The organism is Flagellimonas alvinocaridis, from assembly GCF_004916895.1.
In the GTDB taxonomy this organism is placed as follows: Bacteria; Bacteroidota; Bacteroidia; order Flavobacteriales; family Flavobacteriaceae; genus Flagellimonas; species Flagellimonas alvinocaridis.
Window position 1 is genome coordinate 1,103,197 of the sequence record NZ_SNTZ01000001.1, and the last position, 11,484, is coordinate 1,114,680.

Consider the following 11,484-nt stretch of genomic DNA (forward strand, 5'->3'; position numbering starts at 1 on the left):
GTAATGCAAATCCAACCTATCAGGTCAGATGGTTTCGGTCCGAAAAAAACATATTATGAAGAAGAACTTCGTTTTGGCACTTTTGGTGATTCTTGTTGCAGTCGCCTCTTGTAGCTTTACCAATAAGTCTTTTGAGAACGATGACAAGGACAAATTACTGTTGGATTTGATTACCTATGTCTTGGAGCGAGGCCATTATGAGCCTAAAGATTTGGATGATACTTTTAGTTCCAATGTTTTTGATGATTTTATCGATATCCTCGATCCCACCAAAAGATATTTTCTGGAAAGTGATGTGCGGGAATTTGAAAAGTACCGGTTTATGATCGATGATGAAATCAGAAATACGGAAATCACTTTTTTCAATGTAGTATATCAGCGTTTGATGGTCCGCATGAACGAGGCAAAGGAAATTTATAAGGAAGTGCTTTCTGAGCCTTTCGACTATACGCTTGATGAGTCTATCGATATTGATTATGAAAAGCAAGAATTTGCAGCGAACAAGAAACAACTTAAGGAGCGTTGGAGAAAACAACTGAAATATAACACCTTGGCCGTTTTTGAAAACAAGGTGGAAAATCGAATTTCTGAAACCGTACAAGGGGATGGCCCACAAGCGTCTGCACAGGCTTTTGTAAAATACAACGAAATTCCAACCTCCGTGAATCGTGAATTGACCGAGGAAGAAGCACGTGAAAACACCAAGAATACCTTGGACGAGTTCTTTGATTTTGTGGATGATTTGGAGAGAAAGGATTGGTTTGTACAGTACATCAATACCATAGTGGATGAGTTTGATCCACATACTTTTTACTTTGCGCCGGAAGAAAAGGAACGTTTTGACATTGGCATGTCCGGCAAGTTTGAAGGTATTGGAGCCCGTTTGCAAAAAAGACCTGAGGGAGCAAAGATTGTTGAAATCATTTCGGGAGGTCCGGTATGGAGAGATCAAACCTTGGAAGTAGGGGATGAAATCCTGAAAGTTGGACAGGACGGTGAAGAGCCCATTGACATTGTGGGAATGCGCCTTGACGATGCCATTAAATTGATCAAAGGCCCCAAGGGGACTGTTGTGGACCTTACCGTTAGAAGGGTGGATGGCACCATTGAAGTAGTTTCCATTACCCGCGATGTTGTGGAATTGGAAGAATCTTATGCGAAATCGGCAACTATAAAGACAGGTGATGACCATAGATTTGGCCTCATCAACTTACCCAAGTTTTATGTTGATTTTGAGGACTATACTGAACGAAATGCCGCGACCGATGTGGCCAAGGAAGTGGAGCGCTTGAAAGAAGCTGGAGCTGAAGGTATTGTTCTTGATTTAAGGGACAATGGCGGCGGATCATTGAAAACCGTGGTTGAAATGGCCGGGTTGTTCATAAAGGATGGGCCTATTGTTCAAGTACGTTCTTCAGGACAGCGGAAAGAGGTACACGAAGATAAGGATGAACGAATTCAATGGGACGGTCCATTGGTAATTTTGGTCAATGAACTATCCGCGTCTGCCTCCGAAATTTTGGCAGCTGCCATGCAGGATTACAAGCGAGCTGTGGTTATTGGAAGCAAGCAGACTTTTGGAAAAGGAACGGTTCAGAATGTAATTCCATTGGACAATATTGTTCGAAGCAATGAGCACGGGGATTTAGGTGCTATAAAATTGACTACCCAAAAATTCTATCGTATCAATGGAGGCTCTACCCAACTGGAAGGAGTTAAGAGCGATATCGTGGTTCCTGATAAATATAGCTATATTGATTTGGGGGAACGCGATCAAGAAAACCCATTGGGTTGGGATAAAATCACGCCTGCTGATTATAAGGTTTGGGATGGATACATCGACTTTGAGACCACTGTGGCCAACAGCAAAAAGCGAATGGAAAACAATGCCCAAATCAAGCTTATCGAAGAAAATGCCAAGTGGTTGAAGGAACAACAGGATGAAACCGTGATTTCGTTGAATTTTGATAGCTATGTGAGCAGGGAGAATGAGGCCAAAAAGCGTTCGGAACACTTTAAGACACTAAGGGATTATGATTCCAAATTGGCTTTTGAGTCATTGGAGTACGAAACCGAGTTGTTTACCCAAGACTCTGTTCTCCGAGAGAAAAGGGATAGATGGCATAAGAGCTTGGCCAAAGACATATATGTGGAAGAGGCGGTCAATGTTCTCAAAGACCTTCAGATGAATAACATTAAAAACAATGAGCGTAAATTAGCCAGTGTAAAAGGATAACTTTATCAAAGTAAAAAAAGGAGCCGTCCTTGAGGGGACGGTTTTTTTATGCCCTATTCTGAGACGCTGATATTCAAATCCAAATGGTTTTAATAAAGAAATGATTATTCCCAAATTTATAGTGAAGCCCAACATATGAGAAATAAAACAATATTCGCAGTGCTTTTTGCGGCTTGTATAATCGGCTTTTGGGTATTTGAAAATTTTTATACTCCGGCCACATATACAAATCCCGTAGAAGCGACTGATGTTGTTTTGGAAGACTCAAACTTATTACCACGTTCAACCACTGGAGATATTGTTTTTCATCAAAATTTTGTCCTTTCCTATAGTGAGCCCCATGAGCAGGCAGAATGGGTGGCCTACGAACTAAAAAAGGAGCATTTGACCTACGATGACAGAGAACGTCCTTACTTTATAGAAGACCCCAAGGTACAAACCAAATCGGCAGATTGGAGAAATTATAGAGGTTCTGGGTATGATCGTGGACACTTATGTCCTGCCGGAGACAGACGTTTTTCGGAATATGCCTATAACGAGACCTTTTATACCAGTAACATAAGCCCACAGGATAGAGATTTTAATGCCGGGGTCTGGAACCGTTTGGAGCAACAAGTAAGGCAGTGGTGTAAGAAATATGGAGATTTATTTGTGGTCACTGGGGGTGTTTTGGAAAATGATTTGGATGAAATTGGTGAGGAAGATGTAGATGTACCTAGAGCGTTCTATAAGATTGTGCTCAATACCGAAAAGAACTCGATGAGACCTGTTCTCGCTTTTTTGATTCCCAATGTAGAGAGTAACGCTTCTCTAGATACCTTTTTGGTTCCCGTTGAAGTACTGGAAGAAAAAACTGGAATCGATTTTTTTGAAAAACAACCAAAAACATGGCAAGATGCCCATGAGCATATAGTGAGCACTACCGGTTGGGATTTTTAAATACCATCCTTCAAACGGTTGGAATCCAGTTTCAGAAAGATAAAGAGTAGCATGGTGAAGAATATAAGTCCGGAGCCTCCATAACTAAAAAAGGGCAGTGGAACACCGATTGTGGGCAGCAGGCCAATTACCATACCAATATTGATGAAATAATGGAATACCAAGATGGAAATTACACCATAACCGTACATTCGGCTAAAATCACTTTTTTGCCGCTCCGCAATATAAATCAACCGTAAAAAGAAAACAGAAAATAGTAATACAACGGTTGCAGTTCCCAAAAACCCCCATTCTTCTCCAACAGAACTAAAAATGTAATCTGTATGTTGTTCAGGGACAAAATCCCCCTTTGTTCTGGTGCCTTCCAAGAAACCTTTTCCAAAAAAACCACCTGATTCTATGGCCTTTTCAGATTGATAGGTGTTGTACCCGATGGTCTTTCGTATTTCTTCCAGCTTGTCTTCGTCTTTTTCCAGACCTAGCCAAAGGGCAAAACGATCTCGGTGGCGCTGTTCGAACACATTTTCATATACAAAATTCACCGAAAGTGAAAAAAGGGTGGAAACTACAATGACGCCCAGTACCGGCAATAAGGGAATTTTAACGGATGCTTTTTTAAACGTATAGACCAACAGGGTAAGAACCACCATTCCTATGGTGACCCAGACCGTTCCGAACATCAGGGTAGTAACAAAAAGGGCCACTATGAACAACAATATGCCCAGATAATACAAAGGAAACCCCTCGCGAAACAACACGAAAAAAAATGAAAAATAAATCAGGGCACTTCCAGGGTCTGGTTGAGGAAGAATTAAAAAAGCAGGAAGCAAGATAATGACCAAAGCATACATTTGGTGCTTCCGCGTTCTAATATCTGTTTGAATGTCACTTAAAAACTTTGCCAGAGCTAGTGCTGTTGCCACTTTGGCCAGCTCAGAAGGTTGCAGGTTAAAAAAACCAAGATTGTACCATGACGTTGCTCCAGCAATCGTCTTTCCAAATACAAAAAGTCCAAGCAGTAACACAAGGGATACTACATAAAAAATGGAAGCGAATCGCTCAAAAAAGTTTGATTCCACAAAGAGGACCAATATGATACCCAATAGCGAAAGTCCAATAAAATAAAGCTGCTTGCCATAAAGAGTGGTGAAATCAAAAACGGAGGTGCTTTGGTCTGCGAGTGATGTGGAATATATGTTGATCCATCCTATAAATACCAAAAGTGCGTAAAGAATAATGGTAATCCAATCTATTCTTCCAAAGAGTCCCCTACCAGACATATTCATTTATCTTGAAAGGTTCCCCACTGTATGGTTTGGCATATTCGTGCTCCAAGGTTTTTTCCAGCATACGTTTCTCCAGATCTTTCCGGGTAATTTCACCTTTGATATATTTTTCAATCAAGAGGGAGGCAATATGACCTGCATAACGCGCTCCGTAGTACCCATTTTCAATATATACGGCTATTGCAATCTGTGGGTTTTCCACTGGGGCAAAGGCCACAAAAACTGAATGGTCCGTAAGTTGCATACGTTGACCATCCACCCGGATAAAATTTTCAACGGTACCTGTCTTTCCAGCAATTTCAACACCAGGAATTTGTATCCACCTCGCAGTTCCGTATTTGTATACGTTGGCCATACCTTTAATTACGGGTTCAAAGTGTTTTCGTTCTATGGTGGTATAATGGGGTTCTGTGAATTTTGGATCAATGGATCCTGAATTTCCAATACTTTTTATGACATGGGGAGTATAAAAATAACCGCGATTGGCAATGGCAGCAGTCATGTTGGCCAATTGCAGGGGAGTGGCAGCAATTTCTCCTTGCCCTATGGAATTGGAGATAATTGTGGATGCGGCCCATCTACCATCACCATACCATTTATCGTAATACGATTTGTCCGGAATACGACCGGGAGCACCTGTTGGTAGATCTGTACCTAAAAAATTGCCCAGACCAAAACTCTTCATATGCTTTTCCCAAGCGTCCATAGCTTCATCAGTGGTACGATATTTATCATATATCTTTCTGAAGACACCGGCAAAATAGGCATTACAGGATTGTTGGATTCCTGAATTCATGTTTCTGACCCCGCCCCCACAATGACAACCTCTCAAGGTATTTCCAACATAAAAACCATGATAACATCTAACCTTTGTGTCTTCATCTATTACCCCTTCTTGAAGACCAACAAGTGCATTCAAGGTTTTAAAGGGGGAACCGGGAGAAGGCTGCGCCAAAATGGAACGGTCCCACGTAGGTTTGGAAATAGTATCGTAGTGTAGTTTACTGTAGTTTTTGGAGCGCTGTCTGCCTACCAATAGCGCCGGGTTGTAGGTAGGGCCGGAAATCATGGCCAAAATCTCACCAGACTTGGGTTCTATGGCAACAATGCCCCCATGCTTTCCGTGCATCAACCGTTCTCCATATTCCTGAAGTTTTTTGTCCAAAGTAATATGGATTTCCTTTCCTTGTTCGGGAAGTGTGTCCAGTTTTCCACTTTTGTAAGGGCCAATATCACGGTTAAAACGGTCTTTCTGAATGTGTTTTACCCCTTTGCGACCCCTTAAAACCTCTTCATATTGTTTTTCAATCCCTGTATGTCCTTTTAGTTCACCGGCCACATAGTTGGGATTGTTTTTGAGTTCCCATTCATTTACCTCACTAATGTACCCCAATACATTGGCAGCACTATTGGTGGCATAATAGCGCAAGGAACGTTTTTGAATATAGAACCCGGCATAATGCCTCATTTTTTCCTGTAACTTGGCATAGTCCTCCTTGGAGAGCTGGGGTACCAAAACCGATGGAAGTCTTGGAGAATAGGTCCGGGCCTTCTGCATACGGTCTGTAAAGACGGTTTTTTCAATTCCCAAAAGGCCACAGAATTCCAGAGTGTCCAAAGGCTTTACTTCCCGAGGAATCACCATGACATCATAAGCAGGCTGATTGCCCACCATGAGTTCCCCATTTCGATCATAGATATATCCCCGTTCAGGATAGTCATAGATTTTTTTGATGGCGGGATCATCCAATATTTGATCGGGAGAAAAACGAAAAAGCTGCAAATAGGAAAGCCTACCAATAAAGGTAAACCCTATTAACACAATCACGGATGATAGTAGCAGTTTTTTCATGGACAATTTGATTTAAAGCTTTGACCCTTCAATAGTTCAACGTAGCATTGCCTTTTTTATTCAGTTTTTGGACTAAAAAGAGAACTGAATAGTGTGCATAATACTAAAGTTACGATACCTGTGCCAAAAACTTTCTTCAAAATTAAAAGGATGTGGGTAAAACTTAAAATTTCCAGCGAAAAGAAAACAACTTGATGAATCAATATCAGCAAGGCCAAAAAAGCAACACGTTGAATTTTTGTGGTGTTTTTAAAGCTAAAATTCTGAAACTCATAATTGACCCCAAAACAGAATCGCATCACCACAGGTCTTGCATAGGCCACGGTCAAAGATGCAATGGAATGTAATGCCATGGTGTCCGAAAAGATATCAATAATGAATCCCAACAAAAAGGAAATTAGCATGAAGAAGGTGCGGTTTCCTTTAATGGGGTACCAGTAAAAGAAAATTACATACACAAATGGATTGATGCTTCCCATAAAGCTGAGATTGTTGAAAATCAGCACTTGGGCCAAAATCAACAATACAAACCTAAAACCATTTAGCAATACAGAATTATTCATTTGTGGTACGTGCTTCCAGTGTTTTAATTTCTTCTCTGCTCTTGTTTTCTATGAGATATACATTCTTTATGTTGGCCATATCGTTAAAAAGCTCAACATCTATATTGTAAAAGCTTCCGGCCGTGTTAAGGTCATATTTTTTGATGGTACCTATAGGGATGTTCTCTGGAAAAATACTGGACATACCGCCGGTGACAATGGTATCGCCCACAACCAACGGGACCAATCTGGGGATGTCTATCAACTGGGCCATGGTATAATCCTCAGCAGTCCATACCAGTGAGCCAAAATATTCTGAATGTTTGATCTTGGCGTTGATGTTGGACTTGGTGTTTAGAACGCTCTGCACGGTGGCAAAATTTGAGGATACATTTTCAACAATGCCCAATATGCCTTTTGTGGTGATGACGCCCATATCCTGTTTAACACCTTGATTTCTTCCCTTGTTGATGGTAATGTAATTTCTTGGGGAAGTATAACTATTCTTGATGAGTTTTGCACTCAGGACTTCGTAGGCAACAAAAGAGGAATCCAGTTGTTGGGAACTATCAACCTTCATATTGAACAGTAATTTGCGCAAACGCTCATTTTCCTTCACAAGCCTATTGTTTTCTTCCCTTAGACCAAAGTAAGATGAAACATCTGCGGCTGAGCCATAAATATTGCCGGTCAACCATTTGGAAGAATTGAAAAACTTGGATTGGTGATAGGAATGCGAACGAACCGTAATGATTAACGAAATAATCGCAAGAAAGCCATAGAGAAAAGCATTTCTGTAGCGTAAAACAAAATTAATGATCCGTTGCATGCAATCGTATCGTTATAAAAGTTCGAACGCCAAAAGCAAGCGGAGTTCGCAAATTATTTAATCAAGATGCTCTTGTAGCGCTCTAAATTTTTAAGGGCTATTCCAGTTCCACGAACAACGGCTCGCAAGGGGTCTTCGGCTATATACACCGGCAAATCCGTTTTTTGGGAAAGTCTTCTGTCCAATCCTCTTAACATGGAACCGCCCCCGGCCAAATAAATACCAGTGTTATAGATATCGGCTGCAAGTTCTGGAGGGGTTTGCGATAAGGTTTCCATTACCGCATCCTCTACCCGTAGAATACTTTTGTCCAAGGCTTTGGCGATTTCGCGATAAGATACCTGTACCTGTTTTGGCTTCCCGGTCAACAAGTCCCGTCCTTGAATGGATTTATCCTCTGGGGGCGACTTGAGGTCCTCAGTGGCCGATCCAATCTCTATTTTAATGGCTTCAGCGGTGGTCTCCCCTACATAGAGGTTGTGCTGGGTGCGCATGTAATAAATAATGTCGTTGGTGAACACGTCACCTGCAATTTTCACTGATTTATCACAGACAATACCCCCCAAGGCAATTACCGCAATCTCGGTGGTACCCCCACCAATATCCACGATCATGTTTCCTTTGGGTTGCATAATATCCAATCCAATACCAATAGCCGCTGCCATGGGTTCATGGATAAGGTATACTTCCTTGCCGTTTACCCTTTCCGCAGATTCCCTAACCGCACGCATTTCCACTTCGGTGATACCGGAAGGGATGCAAATGACCATTCGCAATGCAGGCGGGAACCATTTTTTCTTTAGAGCTGGAATGTTTTTGATGAACATATTGATCATCTTTTCCGAGGCATCAAAGTCTGCGATTACCCCGTCTTTCAAAGGCCGTATGGTCTTTATGTTTTCATGGGTTTTCCCCTGCATCATGTTGGCTTCGCGCCCCACCGCGATGATTTTTCCGGACACGCGATCCCTTGCCACAATGGAAGGGCTGTCCACAACCACTTTATCCAAGTGGATGATCAGGGTATTTGCAGTACCAAGGTCAATGGCAATTTCCTCGGTCATGAAATCAAAAAATCCCATAAAAAGCGTTTATTTTCGGATTAACGGTAAAAAATTACCGGCTAATGTACTAAAATTAATGTTTAAAATGCCTTGTGCCCGTCATTACCATGGCCATTCCATTTTCATTGCAATAATCAATGCTCAATTGATCTTTGATGGACCCTCCTGGTTGGATGACACTTTTAATGCCCGCCTTGTCCGCAATTTCAACACAATCTGGGAAAGGGAAAAAGGCATCACTGGCCATTACGGCACCCTCTAAATCGAAATTGAACGACCCTGCTTTATGGATGGCCTGGTTCAGTGCATCCACACGGGATGTTTGACCTGTTCCACTGGCGCACAGTTGTTTGTTCTTGGCCAAAACAATGGTATTGCTCTTGGTATGCTTGCATAATTTGGAAGCGAAAATCAAATCTTCGATTTCTTCTAAAGTTGGTTTTTTATCTGTAACAGGATTCAAGTCTTCTTTGGAATCGGTTTTGGAATCCTTGTCCTGTACCAAAAATCCATTCAAGCAAGTGCGGACTAAAGTCTCTGGCAGGCTTACTTGGTTTTGAACAAGGATGATGCGGTTCTTTTTTCCTTTTAGGATTTCCAACGCCTCATCGGAATAGCTCGGTGCAATGACCACTTCGCAGAACAGGTTGTGGATCTCCGCTGCGGTTTCAGCATCAATTTCAACATTGGAAATCAAAATACCACCAAAAGCTGAGACCGGGTCACCGGCCAAGGCATCCACATAAGCTTGCTTGATGGTGCTTCGGGTGGCAAGGCCACAGGCATTGTTGTGTTTTAAAATGGCAAAAGTGGGGTCATCATTCACAAATTCTCCCATCAGGTTTACTGCGGCATCCACATCCAAAAGGTTGTTGTAAGATAGCTCCTTGCCGTGCAGTTTGGTGAACATCGCATCAAAATCTCCAAAGAAGAATCCTTTTTGATGAGGGTTTTCCCCATAGCGTAACACTTGTCCTTTGGCTTCACTGATTTTGAGTACGGTTTCTTCCTTTTCCGCATTGAAATAGTTGAAAATGGCCGTGTCATAATGTGATGAAACGTTGAACGCTTTAGCAGCAAAACGCTTCCGGTCTTCCAAGGTGGTGGTGCCGTTTCCTTCGGAAATAACATTTAGGAAGTCTTCATAATCCTCCATGGAAGAAACACAAAGTACATCTTTGAAGTTTTTGGCAGCGGCCCTGATCAAGGAGATACCCCCGATGTCTATTTTCTCAATAATATCTTGTTCCGAGGCGCCACTGGCCACGGTTTTTTCAAAAGGGTAGAGGTCCACGATGACAATGTCCAACTGGGGAATGTCAAATTCTTGCATTTGGGCCACGTCACTTTCGTTGTCCTGTCTGTTTAAAATGCCGCCGAACACTTTGGGGTGCAATGTCTTCACCCGTCCACCTAGAATGGAAGGATAGCTGGTAACGTCTTCCACGGGTACCACATCAATACCCAGATTGCGGATAAACGTTTCGGTTCCTCCTGTGGAATAGAGGGTTACGCCGAGTTCATCCAATTTTTTAACGATGGGCTCCAAACCATCTTTGTGGAATACGGAAATCAGTGCAGCAGAGGCTTTTTTGGCAGTCTTCATGGGTGTCTTAAAAATCAATTTCTTAAGCCCACAAAAGTACTTGTTTTGTTGCTAAAAAGCAGAATGGGTTATCAACAAAATGGAGGAGTTTTACAGAATTTCAGCCACTTTTTTGTTGATGAATTCCAAAAACCGCTCATCCTCCTCGGAAAAGGGGTCCGGGGTGTTGGAATCGATATCGATTTGCCCCACATTTTCCCCATTCACAAACAAGGGAACCACAATTTCAGCTTTTACGGTTATGCTACAGGCAATGTAGTTGTCCTGTGCGGCCACATCGGGAACCACAAAATTCTGGTTGCTCACCGCAACTTGCCCACAAATTCCCTTACCAAAAGGGATAATGGTGTGGTCCGTGGGTGCACCTGCGTAAGGACCCAATTTTAATTCTTCTTTATCCCCGTTTCTGAAGTAAAACCCCACCCAATCGTAATAGGGCACTTTACTGCGCAATAATTCACAAATTTCACCCAAGCGGGTGTCCACGGTTTTGGAATCATCGGTTATGATGGAAAGTACTTTGGGTTGAAGGGTTGCCAACATACATCTATTTTTTTGCAAAGGTATGGAATAGGGGGTTTGTCCGATGCAAAGCCATAAACTTACGGGTCCGTATTTTTAAACTTCTGTTAAACAAAACAATAAATCATCAAATTTTGTAGTTTTGTAGGGAAATGAAACAGGTTTTTCATCAAATCATGTCATCTGCAATGGCCCTTTTGGTCTTGGCTTCAACGGTTTCTTGGACCGTGGACAAGCATATTTGTATGGGTAAAGTTCAGGATATTTCCTTTTTTGCCCATGCGGATGATTGCGGTATGGACATGGAGATGGAAAAATCTTGCTGTGATGAAGAATCGTTTACGGTTCAAGGTCAGGATGACCTAAAAATCTCCTTTGATGATTTTAGTGTAGGACAACAGCTGTTTTTGGTAAGCTTTGTCCATTCCTATTTTTATCTTTTTGAAGACAATGTGGACGAAGTCAATGCTTTTAGGGACTACGCCCCACCCCCACTGATACAGGACGTTCAAGTACTGCATCAGACTTTCCTCATTTGATTTAACATTGGTTGATTGTACCCGACCCCTTGTGGTTGGGCGTGCCCTTTTATGCACTTTTTTCTTGAT

The 11,484-nt window shown here is 42.0% G+C and carries 10 protein-coding genes; 3 read left to right on the forward strand and 7 right to left on the reverse strand.

All coding sequences use genetic code 11. From position 1 onward, the window contains the following. Positions 1–55 precede the first annotated feature (55 nt). Complete coding sequence (locus EZV76_RS04990; protein WP_136565464.1) at positions 56–2,236, forward strand: carboxy terminal-processing peptidase; 2,181 nt, start codon at positions 56–58, stop codon at positions 2,234–2,236. A gap of 135 nt (positions 2,237–2,371) precedes the next feature. After that, positions 2,372–3,175 (forward strand): DNA/RNA non-specific endonuclease, encoded by an 804-nt coding sequence (locus tag EZV76_RS04995; protein WP_136565465.1) that lies wholly within the window; start codon positions 2,372–2,374, stop codon positions 3,173–3,175. Here EZV76_RS04995 and rodA read toward each other — a convergent pair. From rodA to EZV76_RS05030, 7 genes are all read right to left on the reverse strand, one after another. Further along, positions 3,172–4,455, reverse strand: a complete 1,284-nt coding sequence (gene rodA / locus EZV76_RS05000) for a rod shape-determining protein RodA (RefSeq protein ID WP_136565466.1) — start codon at positions 4,453–4,455, stop codon at positions 3,172–3,174. The genes EZV76_RS04995 and rodA overlap by 4 nt on opposite strands. Beyond that, complete coding sequence (locus EZV76_RS05005) at positions 4,445–6,313, reverse strand: peptidoglycan D,D-transpeptidase FtsI family protein (RefSeq protein WP_136565467.1); 1,869 nt, start codon at positions 6,311–6,313, stop codon at positions 4,445–4,447. The genes rodA and EZV76_RS05005 overlap by 11 nt, the downstream gene beginning before the upstream one ends. Before the next feature lie 56 nt (positions 6,314–6,369). After that, complete coding sequence (locus EZV76_RS05010) at positions 6,370–6,876, reverse strand: rod shape-determining protein MreD (protein WP_136565468.1); 507 nt, start codon at positions 6,874–6,876, stop codon at positions 6,370–6,372. Further along, the gene (gene mreC / locus EZV76_RS05015) at positions 6,869–7,684 is read right to left on the reverse strand and encodes a rod shape-determining protein MreC (RefSeq protein ID WP_136565469.1); all 816 of its coding nucleotides are present in this window, start codon (positions 7,682–7,684) and stop codon (positions 6,869–6,871) included. Before mreC ends, EZV76_RS05010 begins: the two co-directional genes overlap by 8 nt. A 53-nt stretch (positions 7,685–7,737) precedes the next feature. Beyond that, positions 7,738–8,766: a rod shape-determining protein gene (locus tag EZV76_RS05020; protein WP_116216229.1), complete on the reverse strand. Its 1,029-nt coding sequence runs from the start codon at positions 8,764–8,766 to the stop codon at positions 7,738–7,740. Between the two features lie 55 nt (positions 8,767–8,821). Next, positions 8,822–10,354, reverse strand: a complete 1,533-nt coding sequence (purH, locus tag EZV76_RS05025) for a bifunctional phosphoribosylaminoimidazolecarboxamide formyltransferase/IMP cyclohydrolase (protein ID WP_136565470.1) — start codon at positions 10,352–10,354, stop codon at positions 8,822–8,824. 90 nt (positions 10,355–10,444) lie between these two features. Then, positions 10,445–10,897, reverse strand: a complete 453-nt coding sequence (locus EZV76_RS05030) for an XrtF-associated fRMsr-like GAF protein (RefSeq protein ID WP_116217558.1) — start codon at positions 10,895–10,897, stop codon at positions 10,445–10,447. A gap of 155 nt (positions 10,898–11,052) precedes the next feature. On the opposite strand from EZV76_RS05030, the gene EZV76_RS05035 reads away from it, so the two are divergent. Continuing rightward, positions 11,053–11,415: an HYC_CC_PP family protein gene (locus EZV76_RS05035; RefSeq protein WP_236640859.1), complete on the forward strand. Its 363-nt coding sequence runs from the start codon at positions 11,053–11,055 to the stop codon at positions 11,413–11,415. Positions 11,416–11,484 lie beyond the last annotated feature (69 nt).

What these genes read in the sequence shown, in the direction of transcription:
- EZV76_RS04990 (WP_136565464.1), top strand. Translation starts at nt 56, where the DNA reads ATGAAGAAGAACTTCGTTTTGGCACTTTTGGTGATTCTTGTTGCAGTC.
- EZV76_RS04995 (WP_136565465.1), top strand. Translation starts at nt 2,372, where the DNA reads ATGAGAAATAAAACAATATTCGCAGTGCTTTTTGCGGCTTGTATAATC.
- rodA (WP_136565466.1), bottom strand. Translation starts at nt 4,455, where the DNA reads ATGTCTGGTAGGGGACTCTTTGGAAGAATAGATTGGATTACCATTATT.
- EZV76_RS05005 (WP_136565467.1), bottom strand. Translation starts at nt 6,313, where the DNA reads ATGAAAAAACTGCTACTATCATCCGTGATTGTGTTAATAGGGTTTACC.
- EZV76_RS05010 (WP_136565468.1), bottom strand. Translation starts at nt 6,876, where the DNA reads ATGAATAATTCTGTATTGCTAAATGGTTTTAGGTTTGTATTGTTGATT.
- mreC (WP_136565469.1), bottom strand. Translation starts at nt 7,684, where the DNA reads ATGCAACGGATCATTAATTTTGTTTTACGCTACAGAAATGCTTTTCTC.
- EZV76_RS05020 (WP_116216229.1), bottom strand. Translation starts at nt 8,766, where the DNA reads ATGGGATTTTTTGATTTCATGACCGAGGAAATTGCCATTGACCTTGGT.
- purH (WP_136565470.1), bottom strand. Translation starts at nt 10,354, where the DNA reads ATGAAGACTGCCAAAAAAGCCTCTGCTGCACTGATTTCCGTATTCCAC.
- EZV76_RS05030 (WP_116217558.1), bottom strand. Translation starts at nt 10,897, where the DNA reads ATGTTGGCAACCCTTCAACCCAAAGTACTTTCCATCATAACCGATGAT.
- EZV76_RS05035 (WP_236640859.1), top strand. Translation starts at nt 11,053, where the DNA reads ATGTCATCTGCAATGGCCCTTTTGGTCTTGGCTTCAACGGTTTCTTGG.